This is a genomic window from Streptomyces sp. ADI95-16 (assembly GCF_003721495.1).
GTDB classification, from domain to species: domain Bacteria; phylum Actinomycetota; class Actinomycetes; order Streptomycetales; family Streptomycetaceae; genus Streptomyces; species Streptomyces goshikiensis.
Window position 1 is genome coordinate 586,147 of the sequence record NZ_CP033581.1, and the last position, 25,947, is coordinate 612,093.

21 protein-coding genes and 2 pseudogenes are annotated in these 25,947 nt (G+C 68.7%); 14 read left to right on the forward strand and 9 right to left on the reverse strand.

Annotation, left to right across the window (positions count from 1 at the left end; genetic code table 11):
- Positions 1-29 precede the first annotated feature (29 nt).
- The 7 genes from ectB (at position 30) to ehuA (ending at position 5,785) form a co-directional block, all read left to right on the forward strand.
- Positions 30-1,298, forward strand: coding sequence for a diaminobutyrate--2-oxoglutarate transaminase (ectB, locus tag EES41_RS02970; RefSeq protein ID WP_123075403.1), 1,269 nt, complete (start codon positions 30-32; stop codon positions 1,296-1,298).
- 35 nt (positions 1,299-1,333) lie between these two features.
- A complete protein-coding gene (locus EES41_RS02975) occupies positions 1,334-1,738 on the forward strand; it encodes an ectoine synthase (RefSeq protein ID WP_123075405.1) in 405 nt (134 codons plus the stop codon).
- Positions 1,739-1,767: 29 nt separating this feature from the next.
- Complete coding sequence (thpD, locus tag EES41_RS02980) at positions 1,768-2,670, forward strand: ectoine hydroxylase (protein ID WP_123075407.1); 903 nt, start codon at positions 1,768-1,770, stop codon at positions 2,668-2,670.
- Between the two features lie 88 nt (positions 2,671-2,758).
- Positions 2,759-3,676 carry an ectoine/hydroxyectoine ABC transporter substrate-binding protein EhuB gene (ehuB, locus tag EES41_RS02985; RefSeq protein WP_123075409.1) on the forward strand — a complete coding sequence of 306 codons (918 nt, stop codon included), beginning with the start codon at positions 2,759-2,761 and terminating at the stop codon, positions 3,674-3,676.
- 12 nt (positions 3,677-3,688) lie between these two features.
- Positions 3,689-4,366, forward strand: coding sequence for an ectoine/hydroxyectoine ABC transporter permease subunit EhuC (ehuC, locus tag EES41_RS02990; protein WP_123075411.1), 678 nt, complete (start codon positions 3,689-3,691; stop codon positions 4,364-4,366).
- Complete coding sequence (gene ehuD, locus EES41_RS02995; RefSeq protein WP_123075413.1) at positions 4,366-5,001, forward strand: ectoine/hydroxyectoine ABC transporter permease subunit EhuD; 636 nt, start codon at positions 4,366-4,368, stop codon at positions 4,999-5,001. The genes ehuC and ehuD overlap by 1 nt, the downstream gene beginning before the upstream one ends.
- A gap of 22 nt (positions 5,002-5,023) precedes the next feature.
- The gene (gene ehuA / locus EES41_RS03000; RefSeq protein ID WP_123075415.1) at positions 5,024-5,785 is read left to right on the forward strand and encodes an ectoine/hydroxyectoine ABC transporter ATP-binding protein EhuA; all 762 of its coding nucleotides are present in this window, start codon (positions 5,024-5,026) and stop codon (positions 5,783-5,785) included.
- A gap of 74 nt (positions 5,786-5,859) precedes the next feature.
- Here ehuA and EES41_RS03005 read toward each other — a convergent pair whose 3' ends face one another.
- Positions 5,860-6,588 carry a hypothetical protein gene (locus tag EES41_RS03005; protein ID WP_164495727.1) on the reverse strand — a complete coding sequence of 243 codons (729 nt, stop codon included), beginning with the start codon at positions 6,586-6,588 and terminating at the stop codon, positions 5,860-5,862.
- 274 nt (positions 6,589-6,862) lie between these two features.
- Between EES41_RS03005 and EES41_RS03010 the strand changes: the two genes are divergently transcribed.
- A complete protein-coding gene (locus EES41_RS03010; protein ID WP_164495728.1) occupies positions 6,863-7,309 on the forward strand; it encodes a hypothetical protein in 447 nt (148 codons plus the stop codon).
- Positions 7,310-7,458: 149 nt separating this feature from the next.
- Here EES41_RS03010 and EES41_RS03015 read toward each other — a convergent pair whose 3' ends face one another.
- A complete protein-coding gene (locus EES41_RS03015; protein WP_254211287.1) occupies positions 7,459-7,872 on the reverse strand; it encodes a MerR family transcriptional regulator in 414 nt (137 codons plus the stop codon).
- Positions 7,873-8,267: 395 nt separating this feature from the next.
- Here EES41_RS03015 and EES41_RS03020 point away from each other — a divergent pair, with 395 nt between their 5' ends.
- Complete coding sequence (locus tag EES41_RS03020; protein ID WP_123075419.1) at positions 8,268-9,776, forward strand: SulP family inorganic anion transporter; 1,509 nt, start codon at positions 8,268-8,270, stop codon at positions 9,774-9,776.
- A gap of 130 nt (positions 9,777-9,906) precedes the next feature.
- Here EES41_RS03020 and EES41_RS03025 read toward each other — a convergent pair whose 3' ends face one another.
- The 4 genes from EES41_RS03025 to EES41_RS03040 are packed head-to-tail and all read right to left on the reverse strand — an operon-like array spanning position 9,907 to position 13,200.
- Positions 9,907-10,125: a hypothetical protein gene (locus EES41_RS03025; RefSeq protein ID WP_123075421.1), complete on the reverse strand. Its 219-nt coding sequence runs from the start codon at positions 10,123-10,125 to the stop codon at positions 9,907-9,909.
- Between the two features lie 48 nt (positions 10,126-10,173).
- Complete coding sequence (locus EES41_RS03030; protein ID WP_123075423.1) at positions 10,174-11,472, reverse strand: SLC13 family permease; 1,299 nt, start codon at positions 11,470-11,472, stop codon at positions 10,174-10,176.
- Positions 11,469-11,936, reverse strand: a complete 468-nt coding sequence (locus EES41_RS03035; RefSeq protein ID WP_123075425.1) for a CBS domain-containing protein — start codon at positions 11,934-11,936, stop codon at positions 11,469-11,471. Before EES41_RS03035 ends, EES41_RS03030 begins: the two co-directional genes overlap by 4 nt.
- Positions 11,923-13,200 carry a sodium:proton antiporter gene (locus EES41_RS03040; RefSeq protein WP_123075427.1) on the reverse strand — a complete coding sequence of 426 codons (1,278 nt, stop codon included), beginning with the start codon at positions 13,198-13,200 and terminating at the stop codon, positions 11,923-11,925. The genes EES41_RS03035 and EES41_RS03040 overlap by 14 nt, the downstream gene beginning before the upstream one ends.
- 1,082 nt (positions 13,201-14,282) lie before the next feature.
- Here EES41_RS03040 and EES41_RS03045 point away from each other — a divergent pair.
- From EES41_RS03045 to EES41_RS03065, 5 genes are all read left to right on the forward strand, one after another.
- On the forward strand, positions 14,283-15,782 hold the full coding sequence (locus EES41_RS03045) for an aldehyde dehydrogenase family protein (RefSeq protein WP_123075429.1): 1,500 nt from the start codon (positions 14,283-14,285) through the stop codon (positions 15,780-15,782).
- A 68-nt stretch (positions 15,783-15,850) separates the two neighbouring features.
- On the forward strand, positions 15,851-17,389 hold the full coding sequence (locus EES41_RS03050) for a GMC family oxidoreductase (RefSeq protein WP_123075431.1): 1,539 nt from the start codon (positions 15,851-15,853) through the stop codon (positions 17,387-17,389).
- On the forward strand, positions 17,389-18,474 hold the full coding sequence (locus EES41_RS03055) for a glycine betaine/L-proline ABC transporter ATP-binding protein (RefSeq protein WP_123075433.1): 1,086 nt from the start codon (positions 17,389-17,391) through the stop codon (positions 18,472-18,474). The genes EES41_RS03050 and EES41_RS03055 overlap by 1 nt, the downstream gene beginning before the upstream one ends.
- Positions 18,471-20,456, forward strand: a complete 1,986-nt coding sequence (locus tag EES41_RS03060) for an ABC transporter permease subunit (protein WP_123075435.1) — start codon at positions 18,471-18,473, stop codon at positions 20,454-20,456. The genes EES41_RS03055 and EES41_RS03060 overlap by 4 nt, the downstream gene beginning before the upstream one ends.
- 62 nt (positions 20,457-20,518) lie before the next feature.
- Positions 20,519-21,508: an ABC transporter substrate-binding protein gene (locus EES41_RS03065; RefSeq protein ID WP_123075437.1), complete on the forward strand. Its 990-nt coding sequence runs from the start codon at positions 20,519-20,521 to the stop codon at positions 21,506-21,508.
- 331 nt (positions 21,509-21,839) lie between these two features.
- Here EES41_RS03065 and EES41_RS03070 read toward each other — a convergent pair whose 3' ends face one another.
- From EES41_RS03070 to EES41_RS44125, 3 genes and pseudogenes are all read right to left on the reverse strand, one after another.
- Positions 21,840-23,048: an IS110 family transposase gene (locus tag EES41_RS03070; RefSeq protein WP_164495729.1), complete on the reverse strand. Its 1,209-nt coding sequence runs from the start codon at positions 23,046-23,048 to the stop codon at positions 21,840-21,842.
- 293 nt (positions 23,049-23,341) lie between these two features.
- Positions 23,342-24,557, reverse strand: a pseudogene (locus tag EES41_RS03075) (IS110 family transposase).
- Between the two features lie 270 nt (positions 24,558-24,827).
- Positions 24,828-25,806: pseudogene (locus EES41_RS44125) on the reverse strand (alanine:cation symporter family protein); the annotation flags it as partial.
- Between the last annotated feature and the right edge of the window lie 141 nt (positions 25,807-25,947).

Genomic DNA, 25,947 nt, shown 5'->3' on the forward strand with positions numbered 1-25,947 from the left:
GACCACCGAACACTCACTGGAGAGTCGCCTTGACCATGACCGAGCCGGTCCTGTCCGTCTTCGAGACCGTGGAGTCCGAGGTGCGCAGTTACTGCCGTGCCTGGCCCGTCGTCTTCGAGCGCGCCTCGGGAAGCCGGTTGTACGACGAACACGGACGCAGCTACCTGGACTTCTTCGCAGGTGCCGGATCCCTGAACTACGGCCACAACAACCCCGTCCTCAAGCGGGCCCTCCTCGACTACCTCGAACGGGACGGAATCACCCACGCCCTGGACATGTCGACGACCGCCAAGCGAACCTTCCTGGAGACCTTCCGGTCCACCGTCCTGGAACCGCGCGCGCTCCCCTACAAGGTCATGTTCCCGGGGCCCACCGGCACCAACGCCGTCGAGGCCGCTCTGAAGCTGGCCCGCAAGGCCAAGGGGCGCGAGGCCGTCGTGTCCTTCACCAACGCCTTCCACGGCATGTCGCTCGGCTCTCTAGCCGTCACGGGCAACGCCTTCAAACGGGCCGGCGCCGGTATCCCCCTGGTCCACAGCACTCCCATGCCCTTCGACCAGTACCTCGGCGGCCGGACCCCCGATTTCCTGTGGTTCGAGCGCCTGCTGGAGGACCAGGGATCCGGCCTCAACCACCCGGCGGCGGTCATCGTCGAGACGATCCAGGGCGAGGGCGGCATCAACGTGGCCCGGGCGGAATGGCTCCGCGCCCTCGCGGAGCTGTGCCGGCGCCGCGACATGCTCCTGATCGTCGACGACGTCCAGATGGGCTGCGGCCGGACCGGCGACTTCTTCTCCTTCGAGGAGGCGGGCATCACGCCCGACATCGTCACGCTGTCCAAGTCGATCAGCGGGTACGGACTGCCCATGGCGCTGTGCCTGTTCAAGCCCGAGCTCGACCTGTGGGAGCCCGGCGAGCACAACGGCACCTTCCGCGGCAACAACCCGGCCTTCGTCACCGCGACCGCGGCCCTGGAGACGTACTGGGGCGACGGAGTCCTGCGCGAGCAGACCCTCGTCCAAGGCGGCCGCGTCGAAAGCGCGCTGCGCGAGTTGTGTGCCGAACACGGTCGGCTGGGGGCGGCCTACCGCGGTCGCGGAATGGTGTGGGGCATCGAGTTCACCCACAAGGAACGCGCCGCGGCGGTGTGCCGCAGGGCCTTCGAGCACGGTCTCCTCATCGAGACCTCGGGCCCCGAGGGCGAGGTGGTGAAGCTGCTCCCGCCCCTCACCATCGCCACCGACGAACTCGACGAGGGCCTGGACATCTTGGCCCGCTCCGTCCGCGAAACCGCCTGACCAGCACCCCCGAACAGACCACGAAGGGCACCACCATGATCGTCCGCTCGTTCCGGGACATCGAGGGAACCGACCGCCACGTCAGGGCGGCATCCGGCACCTGGGAGAGCAAGCGCATCGTCCTGGCCAAGGAACGCGTCGGCTTCTCCCTGCACGAGACCGTCCTGTACGCCGGGACCGAGACGTCCATGTGGTACGCGAACCACGTGGAGGCCGTGGTCTGCACGGAGGGCGAGGCCGAACTCACGGACGAGGAGACGGGCCTGACCTACACGATCACACCGGGAACCATGTACCTCCTCGACGGTCACGAGCGGCACACCCTGCGCGTGAAGCACGAATTCCGCTGCCTGTGCGTCTTCAACCCGCCCGTGACCGGCCGGGAGGACCACGACGAGAACGGCGTGTACCCGCTGCTCACCGAATCCGACGACAGCTGAGAGCGAAGAGAGGAGAGGCAGGCACCACCATGACCAACGCATCCACCCGCACCGTCACCGACCTGTATCCGACCCGAGGCGCCGAGGAGGTGCTCATCGGCCGCAAGGACCCCGTCGTGTGGTCCGAGCCCGGCACTCCCGGCCCGATGTGGGCCCACGAGATGGAGAGCTACGAGCGCGACGGCTTCCTGCCCGTCGACCAGCTCATCACGCCCGACGAAGTGGACCTCTACCGGGCCGAGATGGACCGACTGCTCCGCGACCCCTCGACGCTCGCCGATGACAGGTCGATCGTGGAGCCGAAGTCCCGCGAGGTCCGCTCCGTCTTCGAGGTGCACCGGATCAGCGAGGTGTTCGCGGCCCTCGCTGCCGATCCGCGCATCGTGGGGCGCGCGCGGCAGATCCTGGGCTCCGAGGTGTACGTGCACCAGTCCCGGATCAACGTGAAGCCCGGTTTCGGCGCCAGCGGTTTCTACTGGCACTCCGACTTCGAGACGTGGCACGCCGAGGACGGCCTCCCGAACATGCGCACCGTGTCGGTGTCCATCGCCCTGACGCCGAACCACTCGACCAATGGCGGGCTGATGATCATGCCCGGCTCCCACCGGAGCTTCCTGGGCTGCGCCGGGGCGACGCCGAGGGACAACTACAAGAAGTCCCTCCAGATGCAGGACGCCGGCACCCCGTCGGATGAGGCCCTGACCAAGTTCGCCTCGGCCTGCGGCATCAAGCTCTTCACCGGCAAGGCCGGATCCGCCACCTGGTTCGACTGCAACGCGATGCACGGGTCCGGCGACAACATCACGCCCTACCCGCGCAGCAACGTCTTCCTGGTGTTCAACAGCGTCGAGAACCGGCCCGTCAAGCCCTTCGCGGCCCCGGTGCGCCGCCCCGCGTACATCGCTTCGCAGGACTTCACCCCCGTGGGCTGACCGATCCGACCAGATCCGGCCGGCCGGTCCGGCACGAACCGGACCGGCCGGCCCCGCTCCCGCTCGACCGGCCACCGAAAGGAACGAGATGCCCCAGCACAAGGCCCTGTCCCGAAGAGGGTTCTTCTCCCGAACGGCGCTGCTCGGGGGCGCCGTCCTGGCTCCGGGTCTGGTCGCCGCGTGCAGCCGCACCCAGGTCGGCACCGGAGCTCCCTCCGACGACGGGAAGCTGCTGGACAAGCTCCACGCACAGGGGTACGTCCGCATCGGATTCGCGGGCGAGGCCCCGTACGGCTTCAAGGACGGCAACCGGCTTGCCGGCGAGGCCCCCACCCTGCACCGGGAGATCTTCTCCGCCCTGGGGGTCGCCGAAATGCGCCCCACACTCACCGACTTCGGCGCGCTGATCCCCGGACTGCTGGCCGACCGTTTCGACGTCGTCAGCGCCGGCATGGCGATCACCCCGGAACGCTGCGCCAAAGTCGCTTTCTCCGAGCCCGAGTTCGTCTCCCCGACAGCCCTGATGGTGCCCAAGGGCAACCCCAAGGGCCTGAGCGACCTGAAGTCGGTGGCTTCCACCGGGGTCACCGTGGGGGTGCTGACCGCCGCCGTCGAGGCGACCTACGCCAAGGGGGCCGGTGTCGGCGGATCCTCGGTCAAGTCCCTCGCGAAGCAGCAGGACGGGCTCGACGCGCTGGTGGCCGGGCGGATCGACGCCTTCGCGCTGACGGGCATCTCGCTGCGCTGGCTCGCCAAGGCCAACGCGGAAGCACCGGTCGAGGTCCTGGAGCCGTTCGTGCCGGAACTGAACGGCACACCCCAGTACAGCCCCGGCGGTGCGGTCTTCCGGCCCGGCTCCACGGCACTGCGCGACGCGTTCAACGGCGAGCTGGCGAAGATCACCGGCGATCCGGACCGCTACGTCGCTCTGATCGGCCAGTACGGGTTCACCGCGCGAGAGGTACCGCCACCCACCTTGCGCACCATCGACCTCTGCGCCGTCTGACGAGCACCACACATGACCGGTTTCTTCGACGAATTCGTCCATGCCCTGCCCAGTGTCGGCGAAGGCGTGGCGGTCACCCTCCTCGCCACCACGCTAAGCGCCGCCGTGGCGCTGATCGTGGCCTTCGCCTTCGGACTCCTGACGCGCTCGACCCGGCTGCTCGTGCGGGGACCGTCCCGGTTCACCGTCGAGTTCTTCCGCGGCACGTCCCTGTACGTACAGCTGTTCTGGCTGTTCTTCGCCCTGCCCGTGCTCGGCTTCCGTCTGGAGCCCATGGCCTGCGCCGTCGTCGCCTTCGGGCTGAACTTCGGCGCCTACGGATCCGAAGTGGTCCGCGGCGCACTGGAAGCCGTCCCCCGGACCCAGTGGGAGGCGGCCGTGGCCCTCGGGATGAGCCCGCGGCAACGCATGATCAGGGTCGTGATGCCCCAGGCCTGGGTGCAGATGATCCCACCGTTCGGGAACCTGCTCATCCAGCTGCTCAAGGCCACTCCCCTGCTGTCCCTGATCACCATCGCCGACCTCACCTTCGAGATGGACCAGCTGAGGTCCCTCACGGGCAGCACCGCCCAGGCCTACCTCGCCATCCTGGTGATCTACTACGCCATCGCCGCCGTACTCAACTCGTTCATGAAGGCGGCCGAATCAGCGGCGAAGACCCGGCTCGGCCAAGATCCGGGGGGTTCCTGATGTGGTCCTGGGAAACAGCCCGGGAGGGTCTGCCGGTGGTCCTGAACGGCTTCGGGATCACGCTGCTCGCGACCGTTCTCGGCTCGGCCGTCGCGATGCTGCTGGGCCTGGTGCTCGCCGTGGCACTGCGCACGCCGACGCGCTGGGTCACTCTGCCCCTTCGGGTCATCACAGACTTCGTCCGATCGACGCCGCTGATGATCCAGCTGTTCGCCGCCTGGGTCCTCGTCCCCGGGCTGAACGCGCTGACCCTGGGCATCGCCGTGCTCGGCATCCACTACGCGACGTACACCTGCGAGGTGTACCGCGCGGGGATCGACGCCGTGCCCCGAGGCCAGTGGGAGGCCTGCACCGCGCTGTCGCTCCCCCGGCGACGGGTGTGGCGGGCCGTGGTTCTCCCGCAGGCGGTGCGCAACGTCCTCCCCGCCCTGGGTAACTACGTGATCTCCATGTTCAAGGAGACGCCGTTCCTGTCGGTGATCGCCGTCCAAGAGATGGTCCACCGGGCGAACGAGTACGGCAGCGTGCACTTCGCCTATCTCGAGGCCTTCACCCTGGCCGCCACGGTCTTCCTTCTGGCCAGCTATCCCACCTCCGTGCTGATGAGACGACTGGAGAAGCGCCTTGCCCGGTGAAACACAAGCCTCGGACGCGGACATGGTCCGCTTCGCGGGCGTCATCAAGCGGTTCGGCGTCCAGACCGTCCTGGACGGACTCGACCTACGGGTCGCCCGGGGCGAGAAGGTCACCCTGATCGGGCCCAGCGGCTCGGGCAAGACCACCATCCTGCGCCTGCTGATGACCCTGGAACGGGTCACAGAAGGCACCATCCACGTGAACGGGAAACCCTTCTCCCACATGCCCGCGGGCGCGGGTGGCTCCCTGGTCCCCGCCGACGAGAAGTACCTCGCCGGGCCGCGACGCCGGATCGGCATGGTCTTCCAGCAGTTCAACCTCTTCCCGCACATGAAGGTGCTGGAGAACGTGATGGAAGCGCCTGTCCACGTCCTCGGCCTGAACCGGGAGGAGGCGGCCGAGCGGGCGCGGGAACTCCTTGATCTGGTCGGGCTCTACGACAAGCGCGGCGCGCACCCGACCCGGCTCTCCGGAGGCCAGCAGCAGCGGGTCGCCATCGCCCGCGCCCTGGCCATGCGGCCGGACGTCCTGCTCCTCGACGAGGTCACGTCAGCGCTGGACCCGGAACTGGTCGCGGGCGTCCTCGACGTCCTGCGGGACATCGCGCGGACCACCGACATCACCATGCTGTGCGTGACCCACGAGATGGGCTTCGCCCGGGACGTCTCCGACCGGGTCCTCATGTTCGACCACGGCCGCGTCCTGGAAGCCGGCCCTCCGGAGCAGCTCTTCGAAGCACCGGCACATGCGCGGACCCGGGCATTCCTGGGAGCGGTGCGGTGAACCGGGCTGCCCGGCGGCGCGCTTCATGGAGACCTGGACGGGTCTCACGGCACCGACGCCCCGTGGGGCCCGGGTCACTTCGTGACGCGGTAGCGGAAGGCGTCCATGGTCAGAGTCTTCTCGGCGGCGGGCATGGAGATCGTGAACTTCTCACCGAACGAGTCGTAGGTGGTGGTACTCGTCCTGCCGTCACGCTTCGATTCCAGCAGGAGCAGCCGCTGCTCCGCGTCGTCGATGAAGTAGACGTCTTCGGTCTTTCCGTCGCCGGCTTGTACCGCTCCGGCCTGCCTGCCTGCGACGGTCCGGTCCTTCCCCTTGGCCCGGCGTCCAGTTTCGGCGATCTTGAAATACATCGCGCAACCGCCTTCCGCTTTCGTGGTCACGTAGGCCGATCTCAGCTCCGCGGGAACGGTGATCTGCTGGCCCCGCTGACGCAGGGCTGCGGCGAAGAGGTCGGCGCTGGTGTAGGCGGTTCCGTCCTTGCAGTAGATGTCGCCCAAGGTAGCGCCGGTGACCTCCACATGGAGACCCTGGACAGGGTCGGACCACATTTCCTGCTTCCCGCCGGCGAAGGCGGTGGTGGTCCCCGACGAATGGAACGACTCGGTCTGCATCCGCGTGTTCGCGGCCTTGGCGGCCGCCACGGCATCGGCGTCGGGCTTCGCTCCGCTTCCGTCCCCACAGCCCGCCAGGGTTGCGGTGAGCACAGCTGACAGGAAGAGGGACCAGCCGGTGGAATTCTTCATGTGCATGGGTAGGACAGTCTCTTTCGGGTCAGTCGTGACCGGAATCGCAAAGGGCACCCAGCGTTCCAGAGCCGCCAGTGACCTCCATCGCCGTGGGTCCACAGCCTTGCATGGTGCAGCTGCGGCGTCATTGCCGTCCCCCGGCAGAGAAGATCACCCCGAAGTGCCGTAGCCAGAACGGGCCTACAGCAGGGCTGCACGGGTGAACGCGAAGGCGCCTACCGTGCGGTGAGCGGGACGCGGGATGGGCTGCGACGCGCCGAGGCCGCTTGCAGGGGAAGGGCGAGGATGCAGCTGCTCAGCTACGGCTCGATCGAGGGGGGGAAGAACCGTGACGACGTGGGGACTCGTTCTGGAAACCACGGTGGGCTCGGGCGAGCGCGAGCACACCGAAGCCTACGTAATGGCGCACGTGGAAGGTCCGCGTGAGACGGCTCTGGCAGAGTTGGAGAGACGGGCGCGGGCTTACAGTCCAGAGCACCCCAGGAGTCCCAAGCGCCGCCGTCTGTTCCGTAGCGGTGACGGATTCCTGCTGGTGATCGACGGCGCATGGCAGTCCCATGACACGCGCTTCTCCGTCGCCGAGCTCATGGACGACACCGAACGCCCGGCCCAGGCGAAGGCGGTCGGCGACGAGCCGGCGGCGCCGGATCCGAAACCGGAGCGGGAGCCGGAGCCGGAGCCCGCGACGCCGACTCTGCCCACGGTGACTGTGGAGCGCGACGAGGACGGCGTACCGGTGAAGCCTGCGTGGCCGGGACGTACCGACCTGGCGTGACTACCGTCCGGATGCCGTGCGTTGGGGTCTGGCCGGTGTCGCAGACCCCGGCCGGCGACAAGCGTGGGACCTGGTGGATCAGATGACCCAGAGCCACAGGCCGAATCGGGGGCCGGTACAGGCCGGCCGCGCAGTAGGACGCATCCGCTTCAGGGACGGTCGGTGGGGGCTTCCTGCTCCAGGCGAGCACCGAGGGTGGCGGCGAAGTCCTCGGCGCGTGCCAGTTGGATGCGGAGCTTGTCCACCTGCTCGGTGGCGGCCCGCTCGTACTCGCGCACGCGGTCCAGCAGGGCCTTCCGCTCGCCCGCGTCCAGGTCGGCTCCGGCGTCGAGATGGTCGGTGGCGTCGAGCAGGTCCCGCATCTGGTCGAGAGTGAATCCCAGCGGCTTCATACGGCGGATGACCATCAGGCGGGCCACGTCAGTCTCCGTGTAGAGACGGAAGCCGCCCTGGGAGCGGGCGGAGGGGGCGACCAGGCCGGTCTCCTCGTAATGCCGGATGGTGCGCAGGGACAGCTCGGTCCGCTGAGCGACTTCACCGATCTGCATGTGTTTGTCGTCCACGCGCGTGTTCCTGGCCCTTCATGTCCGGAGGGCCACCTTCCGTGCAGCCTCAATCCCTACTCTAACGTTAGGGTAGAGTTGGAGTTGTGGATGGCCTTTCGGCTGCCCCGTTCTTGCCGTGTCGGGGCCGCTGGGGCCCCCGGCGAAGATCTGATCCTTGCAGGAGAGAGCGTGCACGAGCCCATGACGCCCGTTGCCGCCGCCTGCCCGCCGTGACGCTTCGCCCCTGGACGTGACGTCGTCGCGCCCGCGTGGGCCCGCGCTCCGTCCGCTTCTCGACTTCAGGCCCGCTCGTGCGAGCCGTCCGCGGGGTGCCGACCCGGCTCTTCCGCGTCCTCCCGTACGCCTCGGCCTGCCGAGTGGGGCGTGCCCGAGTGCGACAGGTTGCCGTTCTCTTGTCCTCTACTACCTCCGTTGCGTCTCCCGCCGCGAGACTGCGCGCCCTGCGTCCCGACTGGCTGTCCGACCCGAAGGTGTGGCGTACCGAGGTGCTGGCCGGCCTGGTCGTCGCACTCGCGCTGATCCCCGAGGCGATCTCGTTCTCGATCATCGCCGGTGTAGACCCTGCGATCGGCCTGTTCGCCTCGTTCACGATGGCCGTGGTCATCTCAGTCGTCGGCGGGCGCCGGGCGATGATCTCGGCCGCGACGGGTGCGGTCGCGCTCGTGATCGCTCCGCTGAACCGTGAGCACGGATTCGGCTACCTCGTCGCCGCGGTCATCCTGGCCGGTGTGTTCCAGATCTCGCTCGGCGCGCTCGGCGTCGCGAAGTTGATGCGGTTCGTCCCCCGCTCGGTGATGGTCGGCTTCGTCAACTCCCTCGCCATCCTGATCTTCATGGCCCAGGTTCCCGAGATGCACGGCGTGCCGTGGGCGGTCTACCCGCTGGTGGTGGGCGGCCTGGTGCTGATGGTCTTCTTCCCCAAGATCACCACCGTGATCCCGGCCCCGCTGGTCTCGATCGTCATCCTGACGGTCATAACGGTCGCTGCCGGGATCGCCGTCCCGACCGTCGGCGACAAGGGCGCTCTGCCGTCCTCCCTGCCCGTGCCCGGACTGCCGGATGTGCCGTTCACGATGGACACCCTGACCACCATCGCTCCGTACGCCTTCGCCATGGCCCTGGTCGGCCTGATGGAGTCGCTCATGACGGCGAAGCTGGTCGACGAGATCACCGATACCCAGTCGAACAAGACCCGCGAGTCCGTCGGGCAGGGCATCGCGAACATCGTCACCGGCTTCTTCGGTGGCATGGGCGGTTGCGCGATGATCGGCCAGACCATGATCAACGTGAAGGTCTCCGGCGCACGCACCCGCCTGTCCACGTTCCTCGCGGGTGTGTTCCTGATGGTGCTGTGCATCGTCTTCGGCCCGGTCGTCTCCGACATCCCCATGGCAGCCCTGGTCGCCGTCATGGTGATGGTCTGCTTCGCGACCTTCGACTGGCACTCGATCGCCCCCAAGACGCTCAAGCGGATGCCCGCCGGTGAGATAGCCGTCATGGCGGTCACCGTCGCGGTGGTGGTCGCCACGCACAACCTCGCCATCGGCGTGGTCGCAGGCTCCATCACGGCGATGGCCATCTTCGCCAAGCGCGTCGCCCACCTGGCAGAAGTAACCGCCGTCACCGACCCCGACGGCAGCACCGTGGTCTATTCCGTGACCGGTGCGCTGTTCTTCGCCTCGTCCAACGACCTCGTCGGCCAGTTCAACTACGCCACCGACCCCGAGAAGGTCATCATCGACCTGACGGCCGCCCACATCTGGGACGCCTCCTCGGTGGCCGCCCTCGACGCCATCGAGAGCAGATACGGGCAGCGCGGCAAGACGGTGGAGATCATCGGCCTCAACGAACCGAGTGCCGACCTCCACGGCAAGCTCACGGGCGAACTCACCAGCCACTGAGGCACACACGGGCCAGAGCACAGGACCCCGGCCGACGGCCGGGGTCCTCCCGCATTCTCATGGCCAGAGAAAGATCAGCAGGTCGGCCAGGTTGCGAGAAGCCACCCGGTCCGAGGTGTGGGCGCGTACCTCAGTGGGTGCGGCTCCTCCGGGTCGCACGGTGGTCCTGAATGCGGCAGCGCAGCCAGTGGGCCGTTTCGCCGAGGCCGATCAGGAAGGCGGCGCTCGCTGCACACCCCACCAGGGAGGCGGGCACGTCTCGGACGCGTCCTCCAGCCCAGAAGAGGAGGGTGAGCGCCGCCCACCACAGGGCCATGGAGACGGCTTCCGCACGCCGGCTGTGATTCATGTACGGGCTCCGTTCTTCCCTCGCCGGTGGGTCAGAACCGGCCGTTCGTCAGGCCAGGGCGAAGTAGCGCAGCCACAGGTAGAGGGCGGAGATGGCGATCGTGACGGCGGTGACAATGAGGCCGTATTTGGTGAACTGCCAGAAGGTGATGGGGTGGCGGTTGCGTTCGGCGATGCCGAGGACGACGACGTTGGCGGAGGCTCCGATGGCGGTGGCGTTGCCGCCGAGGTCGGCGCCGAGCGCGAGGGCCCACCACATGACGTGGTCGGGGTCGCCGCCCATGTCGGTGACGAGCTCGCTGGTGATGGGCGCCATGGTGGCGACGTAGGGAATGTTGTCGACGATCCCCGACAGCACGGCCGATCCGCCCAGCAGCAGCATCGTGCCGCCCAGTTCGGCTCCGCCGATGACGTCCGCGAGGGAGCCCGCGAGCTCTGCGATGACGCCGGTCTCGATGAGCGCGCCAACCATGACGAACAGGCCGGCGAAGAAGGCGAGAGTCGGCCACTCGACCTCGCCGAGCACCTCACCGGTCTCGACCTTGGACATCGCGATCAGCAGGCCGGCGCCCAGGAGGGCGACGACGCTGGGTTCGTAGTGCAGCACGGGGTGCAGGACGAACCCGGCGACGACCAGGGCCAGGACGCTCAGACCCTGGATGAGCAGCCGGGGCTCTTTGATCGCCTCGCGTTCGCGCAGCTCCATGATCTCCGCGGCACGCTTCTCGTCGTAGACGAAGTGCTTGGCGAACATCAGTCGACACAGCGCCACCAGGACGAGGGTCAGGACCGCAGCCAGCGGGGCGAGGTGGACCAGGAAGTCGTTGAAGGTCAGGCCGGCGCGGCTGGCGATGATGATGTTGGGAGGGTCTCCGACCAGGGTGGCGGTGCCACCGATGTTGGAGGCGAACACCTCGGCGAGCAGGAACGGAATAGGCGACAGCTTCAGGCGGTCGCACACCAGCAGCGTCACCGGGGCGACCAGCAGCACCGTGGTGACGTTGTCCAGCAGCGCTGAAGCCACCGCCGTGATGACAACCAGCATGGCCATCACCCGGAACGGTTTCGCCTTGGCCTTCTTCACCGACCAGATCGCCAGGTACTCGAACAGGCCCGTCCGCTTGAGGACCCCGACGATCATCATCATGCCGAGCAGCAGGAAGATGACGTTCCAGTCAATACCGGTCTCATTCGAGTAGAAGGCCGACCCATCGTCGGTGGCCCCGATCGCCAGCATCAGAGCGGCACCGCCGAGGGCTGCTGCGACGCGGTGGATCCACTCGGTGATGATCAGGATGTAGACGCCCGCGAAGACGGCTACAGCCGCCCAGCTCTGCCAGCCGCTCACGCCTCGCCTCCCACGTCGAGCAGGTGACGCATCAGGGAGGCGGCCGAGACCACCCCGACCAATCGGCGCCCGTCGTCGTCGCGGTCGATGACGGCCACCAGCGGGACATGGGTACGCGCCATGAGCGCGGCGATCTGCAGGATCCCTGCCTCAGGGCCGACGAACGCCGGCTTGAAGGACCGCCCCGGGATCCACTGGGCGACGGTCTTGCCGGCCAGTTCCTCGGTAAGGCTGTCGGCGTGTCGGTCGTCGATGACGGCTGCGAGCAGCGGGTCCTCCATGACGTACTCGGGCACCAGCTGCCGCACCAGCTGGGACCCGGGCACCACCGCGTACGGGGCCCCGTCGGAGTCCAGGACCAGGAGCGCGGCGAGGTTGTGCTCGGCCACCAGGCGGACTGCGTCCACGGCCCGATCGTTGCTGGTCACGTGCGGGTAGGGCTCGGCGAGATCACGGGCGATCATGGCGCTTCTCCTGGTCGGGGGCACTGCTCGGGGCGGGAACGGTGTCGGTCGTCTTCGGGGCGTGGTCGTGGTCGTCGTCGTTCGGGATGCCTGCCAGGTCTTCCACGTCGAAGAGGCGGGCGATCGGTACGTCGGTGCTGGAGTGGGCGATGATCGAGAAGGCGATGCAGACCGCGATCAGCGTGTACGCCTCCTCGCCCTGCGGGATGCCGGCCTGGAGCACGAGCAGGCCGTAGACGACGGAGGCGAAGCCCTTGGGCCCGAACCAGGCGGCGACCAGCTTCTCCCGCCGCTCGATCCGCGCCCCCAGCAGCGACACCAGCAGGGAGGCGGGGCGGATCAGGACGATCGCCAAGACCACGGCCACGTACCCGCCCACCGACAGGTCCCCGAACAGGGCGGGGGTCAGCAGCGCGCCGAAGACGAGGAGGGCTGCGAACTTCGCCAGTTCCGCGAGCATCTCGCCGAGCGGCTCGAAGACCGTCTTCGCCTCGGGCGAGACGGAGGCCAGGACGGCGCCCGCGGAGAACGCGGCCAGGTAGGGGTTGGCGTGGGTGAGGTGACAAATCCCGTACAGGATGATCCCGGCGGCCAGCGGCAGCAGCGGCTGGAGCTTCGGCTCCGCTCCCAGCAGCCGCAGCCGCACCAGGCCCGCGACCGCCAGCGGCAGGACGACACCGAAGACCAGACCGAGCCCGAGCTCCAGGGCGATCTCGCCGACGGAGGCGTCCGCCTGACCGGAGGTGGGGCCGGCCGCGGCGATCAGGAGCAGGACGACGGGCAGCGCGAGACCGTCGTTGATTCCGCTCTCCACGTTCAGCAGCTGCCGCAGTTTTGCCGGGACTTCCTTGCGGCCCACGATCGCCGAGGCGAAGACCGGATCGGTCGGCGCGAGCACGGCGCCGACGAGGAACGAGGTCGTCCAGTCCAGCCCGACCAGGTAGTGGGTGATCAGCGCCATGCCGGCCATCGCCAGCGGCATGCCCAGCCCCAGCGCCCGGGCCGGGTTCTTCCAGTTCTCCCGCAGCTTCGGGAACGAGACATGCATGCCGTCCGTGAACAGCACCGCGAACAGGGCCAGATCGGCAGTGACCGAGACGATCTCGCTCTCGGCCGTGATGTGGATCAGCCCGAGGAACCCGTCACTGACCAGCGCCCCGCCCAGCAGGAAGAGCAGCGAGGTGGAGAGGACCGTGCGGGCGGCAAGCCCGGACAGCAGCACGGCGACCAGCAGCGCCACACCGAATACAGCGACGAGCACCATGACGTCAGACCCCGATCCGCGAAGAGAGCTATCCCCTATCGCCGACCAGGCTTCCCGGCACACCAAGGCGGACTTTACACGTCCCTTACGCCGCATTGACGGTTCCCTAACGGCAGTCCGACGGACCCTGCTTTGCCGAACTCCGGCATGAACGCATCACGCAAACCTCGTCTATCGTGGGCGCCCGATCCCGAGAGGTACCGATGAACGACAACCCCACCTACCACGCGATCGCCCTCGCGGCCGGCACACTGCTCGTGCTGCCCGTTTTGTAGCGATCCTCACCGGATGGGCGCCAAGCGGCCTCCGCGGGTGACGGCTTGCAGCCCGCCTTTACGCCTGGGCCATCCTCTTTCTGTACACCCTCATGCCCCTCAACGCCGTCCCCCGCATGCTGGACGCCGCCTCCGATGTCGTGACCGTTTGCACGGGCCTCGGCTTCATCCCCGTCACGGCCGCTTCCTTCGGCCGGTCGGGGCAGCTTCCCCTGGAGACTCCCGCAATGCACTCTCGCGCCTCCCGCCAGACCTGCGGGGCACACTCCGCGTCCGCCCTTTGCGTAACCACTCACAGCCTGGCCAAACCCTCGGTTTCCCGACGATGACATAACGTTCATGTCGCAAACTTGGCATGATGCAAATGTGTTACAGGCTCGTTATGAGTCCCAGAATACCTCCAACTTGAGACGATATATCCGAAATAGTTACGTCTCTGGTTACCTTTACAGAGGTCTGAGGCGATGCTCACTTAGCACTGGGGAACTACTGACGCAAGCCTTCCGCCCCGTGCGATTTCGACTTCTGCTGGGTAACTTCGGCCCACATGACCACGCCCCCTCCGTCCTGCCGACGGGCGCCCTCGTGCCGGTTCCTGTCATGGCGGATCCCGCCTCCGCCTCTCCCGGTCGGCGCCATGCAGGGACGCCCCGCCCTGTATTGCCGCCCGCTGCAGAGCACCTTCCAGGCGGTGCTCTGAACGCAGCCACCAGCACCCCCTGGGCTGCGCGCCCGCCGCGGCCGGACTGCGTGAGCACCGGAACACCTGCGACAACCCATCAGAAGAAGAAAGTCACTTGGCTCTTGATGACACGAACGACCATCCACGTGGACGGCACCTGGCGCGGCGCACTGAGCGGTGAGACGCGCGACGTCCTCGACCCGGCGGACGGGCAACCCTTCGCCGTGGTGGCCGAGGGCGGCACAGCAGACGCCGACGCCGCCGTCGCCTCGGCGCGCGCCGCCTTCGACTCGGGGGTGTGGCGGGGCGCAGCGGTGTCCGAACGGTCCGCGCTGCTGCGTCGCGTGGCCGACCTGCTGGTTCGCGACCGCGAGGAACTCGCGCTGCTGGAAAGCCGCGACGCAGGGAAGACTGTCGAGGAGGGGCGCATCGATGTCGACTGCGTGGCCGACACCTTCCGATATTTCGCCGACCTGGCCCTGACGGAGGGTGCGGGACGCGTCGTGGACGCCGGCAGCGACACCGTGCACAGCGTCGTCGTCCACGAGCCGGTGGGAGTGTGCGCGCTCATCACTCCCTGGAACTACCCACTTCTCCAGGCGAGTTGGAAGATCGCTCCGGCCCTGGCCGCCGGGAACACCTTCGTGGTCAAGCCGAGCGAGATCACCCCGCTCAGCACCGTGGCACTGATCGCGCTGCTGACCGAGGCCGGGCTGCCCGCCGGGGTCGCGGGCGTGGTGACCGGCCCCGGCCACACCGTGGGCGCCCGGCTCTGCGAACACCCGGACGTCGACCTGGTCTCCTTCACGGGCGGCCTGACCAGCGGAGTGAAGGTGGCTCAGGCGGCGGCGCCCGGCGTCAAGAAGGTGGCTCTGGAGCTCGGCGGCAAGAACCCCAACGTGGTCTTCGCCGACTTCTGCGACACCCCGGCCGGCTTCGACACGGCCGTCGACCAGGCCCTGAACGCCGCCTTCATCCACAGCGGCCAGGTCTGCTCGGCCGGTTCCCGGCTGATCATCGAGGAGTCCGTCCGGGAGCGTTTCGTGGCCGAACTGAGCCGACGGGCCGGCCGCATCCGACTGGGCCGGGGCACCGAGAAGGACGTCGAGTGCGGGCCGCTCGTCTCCCTCGCCCAGCTGGAGCGCACCGAGGAGTACGTCGCCTCCGCGCTCGGCGAGGGCGCCATACTGCGCAGCGGCGGTGCCCGCCCCGAGCCGTCAGGAACGCGGCCGGCCGGCGGCTGGTTCTACGAGCCGACGGTCCTCGACCGCTGCCACCGCCGGATGAGGGTCGTCCGCGAAGAGGTCTTCGGCCCCGTCCTGACCGTGGAGACCTTCCGCACGGAGGACGAGGCGGTGACCCTGGCCAACGACACCGAGTTCGGGCTCGCGGGCGCCGTCTGGACGGCGGATGCGGCACGGGGCCGCCGGGTGGCTGGCCGGCTGCGCCACGGCACCGTGTGGATCAACGACTTCCACCCCTACCTCCCCCAGGCCGAATGGGGCGGCTTCGGCAAGTCAGGCATCGGGCGCGAGCTCGGGCCCTCGGGCCTCGCCGAGTACCGCGAGGCCAAGCACATCTACCAGAACCTGGCCCCCCGTCCGGTGCGGTGGTTCTCGGGCTGACCGCCCCGCGGCGGACCCGCCACCCCGGCCGCGCCCGAAGACCCCCACGCCCCTTGGAGTAACGCACCATGCCCGACCACACCTACGACTACGTCATCGTCGGCGGCGGCACCGCCGGTTCGGTGATCGCCTCCCGGCTGACCGAGGATCCCGACGTCAGCGTCGCCGTCATCGAGGGCGGCCCCAGCGACGTCGGCCGCGACGAGGTCCTCACCCTGCGCCGCTGGATGGGACTGCTCGGCGGCGAGCTGGACTACGACTACCCCACCACCGAACAGCCCCGCGGCAACTCGCACATCCGCCACAGCCGGGCCCGCGTCCTCGGCGGCTGCTCCTCGCACAACACCCTCATCGCGTTCAAGCCCCTGCCCTCCGACTGGAACGAGTGGGCCGCCCTCGGCGCCGCCGGCTGGAACGCCGTGTCCATGGAACCGTACTTCGACAGGCTCCTCAACAACGTCGTTCCCGTCACCGAGAAGGACCGCAACGCCATCGCCCGCGACTTCATCGCCGCCGCACAGAACGCGCTGGGCGTGCCGGAGATCGAGAGCTTCAACCGCCGGCCCTTCCACGAGGGCGCCGGCTTCTTCGACCTCGCGTACCACCCGGAGGACAACAAGCGCTCCTCCGCCTCGGTCGCCTACCTGCACCCCTTCCTCGACCGGCCCAACCTCGAAATGCTGTTGGAAACCTGGGCGTACCGGCTGGAATTCGAGGGCACCCTAGCCACTGGCGTGCGGGCGCGTACCGAGGACGGCGAGGAGATCCTCCTCCGGGCGTCCCGCGAGGTGGTGGTCTGCGCGGGTGCGGTGGACACCCCGCGGCTGCTGATGCACTCCGGCATCGGACCGCGCGAGGACCTGGCCGCACTCGGCATCGAGGTCCGCCACGATCTGCCGGGCGTCGGCGAGAACCTGCTCGACCACCCGGAGTCCGTGATCGTCTGGGAGACCCACGGACCGATCCCCGACAACTCCGCGATGGACAGTGACGCCGGATTGTTCGTGCGCCGCGACCCCCGCTCGGCCGGGCCGGACCTGATGTTCCACTTCTACCAGATCCCGTTCACCGACAACCCGGAGCGACTGGGATACGAACGTCCCGCGCACGGCGTGTCAATGACGCCGAACATACCCAAGCCCCGCAGCCGCGGACGGCTCTACCTGATCAGCGCCGACCCCGAGGCCAAGCCCGCCCTGGACTTCCGGTACTTCACCGACGACCACGACTACGACGCCCGCACCCTGGTCGACGGCATCCGGATCGCCCGGAAGATCGCGGCCACCGAGCCGCTCGCGTCCTGGCTCGGCCGCGAGGTCTGCCCCGGCCCCGACGTCACCGGCGACGCGGAGCTGAGCGAATACGCCCGGAAGGTAGCCCACACCGTCTACCACCCGGCCGGCACCTGTCGGATCGGCGCCGAGGACGACGGCCTGGCCGTGGTCGCCCCCGACCTGACCGTCCGGGGCCTGGAGGGCATCCGCATCGCCGACGCCTCCGTCTTTCCGACCATCCCCGCCGTGAACCCGATGATCGCCGTCCTGATGGTCGGGGAGAAGTGCGCCGACCTGCTTGCCTCGGGCACCACCCGGAAGGAGGCCGCCTGATGGACGGTCACGATCCCGTCTTTTCCGTCCGCGGCCTGTGGAAGGTCTTCGGGCCGAAGGCCGAACGCGTGCCCGCCGACCCCCGGTACGCCACGCTGCCCACGACCGAACTCCGCGAGCGGACCGGCTGCACCGCGGCCGTACGGGACGTCTCCTTCGACGTCCGCCGGGGCGAGGTGTTCGTCGTCATGGGCCTGTCCGGCTCCGGCAAGTCCACGCTGGTGCGGTGCCTGACCCGGCTGATCGAGCCCACGGCCGGCGAGCTCGCCATGGACGGCGAGGACGTGCTGGCCATGGACCGGACCCGCCTGCGCGATCTGCGCAGGCACCGTGCCGCGATGGTGTTCCAGCACTTCGGTCTCCTCCCCCACCGCACCGTGCTGGACAACGTCGCGTACGGGCTGGAGATCCAGGGTGTGGCGAAGGCCGAGCGGCGGGCCCGGGCCGGCGAGGTCGTCGCGAAGGTCGGCTTGACGGGCCTGGAGGACCGGCGCCCGAGCCAGCTCTCCGGTGGCCAGCAGCAGCGGGTGGGCCTGGCCCGTGCGCTCGCGGCCGACCCCGAAGTCCTGCTCTTCGACGAGCCGTTCAGCGCCCTCGACCCGCTGATCCGCCGTGACATGCAGGAAGAGGTCGTCCGGCTGCACCGCGAGGAGGGCCGGACGATGGTGTTCATCACCCACGACCTCACCGAGGCGCTCAAGCTCGGTGACCGGATCGCGCTCATGCGCGACGGCGCCATCGTGCAACTCGGCACACCCGAGGAGATCGTCACCCGGCCCGCCGACGACTACGTACGGGACTTCGTTCGCGACGTACCTCGCGAGCAGATCGTCCCGGTGTGCCGGGCGATGCGCCCGGCCGTCGGTGACGAGGTCCACCGGGGCGCGGTGCTCGCCCCGGACGCCACGGTCGCCGAGGGCATCACGGCCGTCGCCCGCGACGGCGTACCCGCCCGGGTCGTGGCGGACGGCGAAACGCTCGGTGTCGTGGACCAGGCACGGCTGCTGGCCGTGGTGGCCGGGCTCGCCCCGGACGCCGCCACGGAATCGGGCACAGTTGCGAAATCGGACGCGGTGACCGCATGAGCACCACCACCTCCCTCCCACCCGTCGGCAGCGAACGCCCCCGGGCCCGCAGCGGGGCGACCGCCTCCAGGCACGCCCGGCGCCTGGCCAGGCCTACTGCCCGGGTGGTACTCCCGATCCTCGCGGTGCTGCTGCCGACTGTCTCGCTGCTCGTCGACGGCGGCTGGCCGCAGGCCCTGCGCCTGGACCTGGCCCCCGCGCTGGACTCGTTCGCCGACTGGGTCGTCGACAACCGCGACAGCCATCCCGTCTTCCTCTACTTCCTGCTGCACTTGTCCAACGCGGCCACAGACTCGGTCGCCTGGGTGCACGACCTGCTCACCTCGGCCGGCTGGCCCGGTGTCCTCGCCGTCGCCACGGCCCTCGCCTGGTACGCGGGTGGCGCGGGCCGCGGGGGGAGCGGCCCGGCGCTCGTCTCCCTCGGCTCGCTGGCCGGATGCGGCTTCCTCGGCCTGTGGGAGCAGGCGACCGAGACGCTCGCCCTGATGCTGGTGTCCGTCGCCGCAGCGTCCGTTCTCGGGCTGCTGCTCGGCCTCGCCGGCGGGCTGTCCGACACCGCACAGCGGGTCCTGCGCCCAATGCTGGACACCATGCAGGTGCTGCCGTCCTTCGCCTATCTGCTCCCGCTGGTGCTGATCTTCGGTATCGGCACCCCGTCGGCGCTGATCACCACGGTGATCTACGCCGCGCCGCCGATGGTCAGGATGACCGCCCTGGGCCTGCGAGGCGCGGACCCCTCCGTCCTGGAGGCGTCCCGCTCCCTGGGTTCGAGCCCATGGCAGCGGCTGTGGACGGCGCGGCTGCCCATGGCCCGGCCGCAGCTGTTCCTCGGCCTCAACCAGACCATCATGATGGCGCTGTCGATGGTCGTCATCGCCTCCGTGGTGGGCGCCGGCGGCCTTGGCGAGAGCGTGTACCAGGCGCTGAAGACCCGCGACTTCGGCCAGGGCTGCACCGCCGGCCTGGCCATCGTGCTCATCGCCGTCTGGCTGGACCGGACGACGGCGGCGGCCGGGGCCCGCACCGGCCCCCGCGTCGGCCGCCGGGACACCTGTATCGCCCTCGCGATGGCCGCCGTCGGCGTGCTGGCGGGCACCCGGCTCGCGTCTGGCTGGCCCGAGGGCCTGACCGTGGACATCTCCGCCCCGCTGAACACCGCCGTGGACCGACTGGTCGGCTCCGTGTACCAGGACGTCCCGGTGCTCGGCGGCACCTCGGCGTGGGCGGGCAACTTCACCAGCTGGGTGCTCAACCCGCTGGACTCCGGGCTCCAGGCGCTTCCATGGTGGGCCCTGCTGGCCCTGGTCGGCACCGTCGCCTGGCTGGTCGGCACCTGGCGCGGCGCGCTCACCGCCGTACTCGCCCTGGCCTGCACCGGCGTACTGGGCGTATGGGGCAAGTCCCTCTACACCCTGTCCCAGGTCCTGGTCGCCGTCGCCCTCACCCTGCTGCTGGGCTTCGCGATCGGCACCCTCGCGGCCCGCATCCGGACGGTGGAACGCATGCTGCGCCCGGTGCTCGACGGCATGCAGACGCTGCCGCAGTTCATCTACCTCATCCCGGTCGTCCAGCTCTTCAACGCCGGCCGGGCCGCCGCGATCACCGCTGCCGCCGTGTACGCACTGCCCGCCGTGGTGCGGATCACCACGCAGGGCCTCAAGCAGGTCAGCCCGGCCACCATGGAGGTGTCCCGCTCGCTCGGCGCCACCACCTGGCAGCAGATCCGCGACGTGCAGTGGCCGCTCGCCCGCCCGGCTCTGCTGGTCGCCGCCAACCAGGGCGTCGTGCTCGTCCTCGCGGTCGTCGTCATCGGCGGCCTGGTCGGCGGCGGAGCGCTGGGCTTCGACGTGGTCAAGGGCCTCACCGCAGGCGAGCTCGGCACAGGCCTGATCGCCGGCGCGGGCATCGTCTGCCTCGGCCTGGCCCTCGACAAGCTGACCCAGCCGAGCGCCGGATCGCCCTCCGCACCCGCCCGGCACTGACCGACTCGGGCCGCACCGGCCCGTCCCCACCCCCCGCTCTCCCGCAGGAAAGGCAGTCCCCCATGACCACCCACACCCACAGTGTCCGCTCCGACATCCGCCGGCGAGCCTGGACCCGAGGCACGAGAACCGGGCTCGCGGCGGCCGGCGTACTCGCCCTGCTCACCGTCGGCGCGTGCGGCGCCGCCGACACCGGTGGCGACTCGAAGACCGTCAGCCTGCACACCCCGTCCTGGGTTGGCGCCGAGGTCAACACCGCCGTCGCGGCGTACCTCCTGGAGCACGAACTCGGGTACAAGGTCAAGACGCAGCAGATGGACGAGACCCCCGCCTGGGACGCAATGAGCCAGGGCAAGATCGACGCGATCCTGGAGGACTGGGGCCACCCCCAGGAAGAGAAGCGCTACGTCGAAGGGAACAAGTCCGTCGTACCGGCCGGCGGGCTCGGCGTGACGGGCCACATCGGCTGGTTCGTCCCGAAGTACGTGGCCGACGAACACCCGGACGTCACGGACCACAAGAACCTCAACAAGTACGCCGACCTCTTCAAGACCCCGGAAAGCGGCGATCAGGGCCAGTTCATCAAGGGTGATCCGTCCTACGTCTCCCACGACAACGCCCTGATCAAGAACCTCGGCCTGAACTACAAGCCGATCGAGGCGGGCGCTGAGGCCACGCACCTGGCGCAGCTGGAGCAGCTCTACAAGAACAAGAAGCCCTTCCTCACATACTGGTGGACCCCGCAGTGGATGAACGCGACCATGGACCTGGTCGAGGTGAAACTGCCGCCGTACACGGAGGGCTGTGACGCGGACAAGAACGCCGTCGCCTGCGCCTACCCCGACGTGCCGCTGAAGAAGTGGATGAACGCCGACTTCGCGAAGGAGGACAACGAGGCGGCGCGCTTCCTGAAGAACTTCAACTGGACGACCGAGCAGCAGAACCTCGTCGCCAAGTACGTCGCCGCCGACAAGATGACCTCGCAGAAGGCGGCCGAGAAGTGGGTGAAGGAGAACGAGTCCACCTGGAAGGCGTGGCTGCCGAAGAAGTAGCCCGCCGCCGGACGCACCGCCCGGCCGCCCGCCACGCACGGTAGTCGAGCGTGGCGTGCTCACATCCGAGAGGTACCGCGATGCGAGGCTGATGCCACCATTCCCCGGCATCTCGAAAACGGTCCTGTCGCTTGCGACAGCTGGCGTCCACGGTCCACGGCAGAGAGAAGCCGGGCCGCGTCGCTGCCGTCGTGGCGACCGACGTGCAACGCGATGGAGCCCGCCGGTCTCTCGGCGGAATGGGAGAGAGGGCCGGTTCACACCAAGGCGCGAGGTGTGATCCGGCCCTCTCGGGGAGCCGGGCCGCGGGGGGGTGCCCCTATGGGTTTGGTCAAGGTGATGGGGCGGGTTGTGGTTCGTAGAAGGTGCCGTCTCGGAGCATGGCGAACAGGACGTCGGCTCGTCGTCGGGCGAGGCAGAGGAGGGCTTGGGTGTGGTGCTTGCCCTGGCTGATCTTCTTGTCGTAGTAGGCCCGGGATCGTGGGTCGGCGAGGGCGGCGAAAGCGGAGAGGAAGAAGGCCCGTTTGAGCTGCTTGTTTCCTCTCCGGGAGGGTTGTTCGCCGCGGATGGAGGAGCCGGAGCTGCGGGTCGTTGGGGCGAGGCCGGCGTAGGCGGCGAGGTGGGCGGCGGAAGGGAAGCTGGATCCGTCGCCGACGTCGATGAGGATGCGGGCTCCGGTCCTGACGCCGATCCCCGGCATGGACGTCAGGACCTTGGAAAGAGGGTGGTTCTCCAGCAGTTCCTCGATCCGAGCGGCGAGGAGTTTTCGCTGGTCAAGCACTGCCTGGAGAGAGTTGGCGAGGCTGGGAACAATCAATGTGGCCGCGTCCGTGCCCGGGACGATGACGGTCTGCTCGTCCAGAGCCGTGAAGATGTCGTCGACGAGACGCTCCGCCATCCGCGGGGCCTTCGGACGTATCAGCGTCACGAGCCGACGGCGTCCGGCCTTGCGGATCTGGGCCGGGGATCCGAACTGGTTGAGGAGCTTGAGCACGGCCGGGTGCTGGACTCGTGGGCCCAGGACCCGTTCCAGGGACGGGTGGATCTGCGTGAGAAGGCCCCGCAGGCGGTTGCTGATCCTCGTCGCTTCGCCGGCCAGGTCGTCGTCGAAGCCGACGATCATCTCGAGCTCGGCGATGGTCTCTTCTTCGCGGTCGACCGAGCGGAGAGTGTGGGGCATGACGCGGGCTGCGTCCGCGATGACGAACGCGTCGCGGGCATCGGTCTTGGCCTCGCCCGGATAGAGATCGGCGATCCGCCTCATCGTCAGCCCCGGCAGATAGGCCACCGGGCAGCCCATGTCCCGGGCCACTGCCAGTGGCAGAGCTCCGATCGAGGCCGGCTGGTCCACGACCACCAGCACGGTTCCGTGCTTGGCCTGCAGTTTCCCGAATACCTCGCGGAGCTTGGGTTCGCTGTTGGGCATCCGTTTGTCGAAGGCCTTCTTCCCGGCCGGGGTGACGGCGGTGGCGTGGTGTTCGCCCTTGCCGACGTCCAGGCCTAGGAAGGCGCCGATGCCGCTGATTTCGATCACGTGCATCCTCCGGTCGTCCCCGTCGCCCGGCCGTCCCACGGCACCGATCGCCACATCCACATTACGAAGAGCCTCCCGACCTGCGGAAAGGCCGGTGGTCATGCCCCTAATCAGCGGTCTGTCGATGCCTCCGGAGCCGGTGACACCACCCCCCAAGCCATGCGATCGACAGGGGGAGAAAGTCATGCCAACTCCGGAGGCCGGGCGCCCCATTGCGGGGCAACCAAAACGGTAATGGGGGGGTGCCTCTATGTCCTTCGTCAAGGACGTGGTGCCGGGTATGAGGCTGTTTGGGGTGGTCATGCGGCGAGGGTGACGGTGGAGGTTCTGGACTCGTAGAAGGTGCCGTCGCGGAGCATGGCGAACAGGACGCTGATGCGTTGGCGGGCGAGCCGCAGGAGTGCCTGGGTGTGGGTCTTGCCGCGGGCGCGTTGGCGGTCGTAGTAGGTGCGTGAAGCCGGGTCGGCGTTCATACAGGCGAAGGCGGGGAGGAACATGGCCCGTTTGAGCTGCCGGTTTCCGCCGCGGGGTGCGTGTTCGCCGTGGATCGAGGTGCCCGACGACTTGGTGGTGGGGGCGAGGCCCGCGTAGGAGGCGAGGTGGGCGGCGCTGGGAAAGCCGTTTCCGTCTCCGACGGTGACCAGCAGGACTGCGGCGGTCCTGACTCCGACTCCCGGCATCGAGGTCAGGACCGGGTGAAGAGGGTGGGCCTCCAGCAGGGTGCTGATCTGGGCTTCAAGTGCCCGGCGCTGGTCATGGACCGCGGCGAGCGAGGCGGCCAGGGACGGGACCACGATGTCGAGGGTGCCGGTTCCGGGAACAGTGACGGTCTGCTCGCCGAGGTCGTCGAAGATCTCGTCGATCAGCCGCGTGGCCATCCGCGGTGCTTTCGGGCGGATGAGTTCAACGAGTCTGCAGCGGCCGGCTTTGCGCAGAGCGGCCGGGGATCCGTGGCGCTCGAGGAGCCAGGTGACGGCCCGGTGGTCCAGCCGGGGCCCAAGCACGCGCTAGAGGCTGGGGTGGAACTGCGTGAGCAGGCCACGTATCCGGTTGCCGGTGCGGGTAGCCTCAGCCGCGAGGTCCTGGTCGAAGCCGGTCAACACCGTGAGCTCGGCGGTGATCTCGTCGGTCAGCTCCAGCGACCGCAGAGTGTGAGGCATCGTGCGGGCCGCGTCCGCGATGGCCGCCGCGTCCTTCGCGTCCGTTTTCGCCTCGCCCGGATACAGATCAGCGATCCTCCGCATCGCGAGTCCAGGCAGGTAGGCGACCTCGCAGCCCGCGTCGCGGGCCACGGTCAGCGGCAGAGCGCCGATCGAGGCGAGCTGGTCCACGATCACCAGCACAGTGCCGAACTTGGCTTTGAGCTTGTCGAAGACGGCCCGCAGCCTGGGTTCGGCTATTGGGCATCGGCTTGTCGAAGACCTTCTTCCCGGCCGGAGTGAGCCCGTGACCGTGATGGGCCGTCTTGCCCACGTCCATCCCGAGGAAGACGCCCATGCCATTGGTGTCGAACATCACACCCCTTCCAGGTGGTTGATCCTGTCGGCCTCGGCAATGGCACCGTGCTCGCGCATCCACGTTATTCAGACCTGCCGCCCACGTCTGTGCCAGGCATTGCGCCGGACCGGGCGGTGGCCGGGGCTCTCATCAGCGGCTCCGACGGCACCCCACGGACCCGGCGACACCACCCCCCAGGTCATGCCTTCGACAGAGAGGACACAGCCATACCGGGCCCGGAGGCCAGCGGCCCCATTGCCGAACCGCGAAAAACATAACGGGGGGCGGTCAGACGGTGGTCTTCACTGACTCCCGATCGTCGTCCTCGCCGACTTCCGTGGCCTGGCCGGCATCGCGGTGGCGGACATACGCGAGGAAGGAGTTCAGCTCCCGCTTGACCACGGGAGCGAGCAGGTACAGGCCGATGATGTTGATGACGGCGAGCATGAACAGCACAGCGTCGGCCATGTCGATCAGCGTCAGCAGCGAGCCGGCGACTGCGAACAGGATGTAGAGCACCTTGTAGGTCAGCTCGCTGGTCTTGCTGCGGCCGAAGAGGTGGGACCAGGCCTTGAGGCCGTAGTAGCCCAAGGTCAGTACGGTGGAGATGGCGAACACATCACCGCGATGGTGAGATGTACGGCAACCAGGGCAGGACCGTGCCGAAGGCGTCCGAGGTGATCGTCACGCCGCCGACGCCTTCGCCCTTGCGGGCCTCGCCCCAGCTGGCCGGGTTGGCGACAATGATCGTCAGGGGGGTCATGGTGCAGATGACGACGGTGTCCATGAACGGCTCCAGCAGGGCGACGAGGCCCTCGCTTGCGGGGTACTTGGTCTTGACCGCGGAGTGCGCGATCGGCGCGGAGCCGAGGCCGGCCTCGTTGGAGAACGCGGCCCGCTTGAAACGGATGATCAGCGCGCGAGGACACCGCCGGCGACGTCCTGCGGGTTGAAGGCGCCCTCGACGATCGTGGAGACCGCGGCCGGGACGGCGGAGACGTTGACCAGGATGACGATCAGGCAGGCGGCGATGTAGACGCCGGCCGAGGAGCCCATGATGCCGCTGTCGCCGGCCGGCGACGGAGACCAGCCGTGGGTAGGACTGGTTGACCTGGAAGAGGTTGCCGCCGAAGAGGCCGAAGAGGAGGATCATCGCGGGGGCGAGGGCGCCCAGGACCTTGCCCAGCTTCATGCCCTTGGCGCCGAAACGGTCGGCGAGGCTCTTGGGCAGGTAGTGCATCGGGCCGCCGGAGACGCTGCCGTCGGCAATCCACATCACTGACCGGGGTTGAGGCCGGGAAACCCAAGGGCCGGTGACGCGATCGTTATCCGGATTTGAGGTTCCACTGAGCGGACAACCTGTTGGCTCCCGCCGTTCCGCCTCGCTTCCGAAGAAGTGATTCGCCTT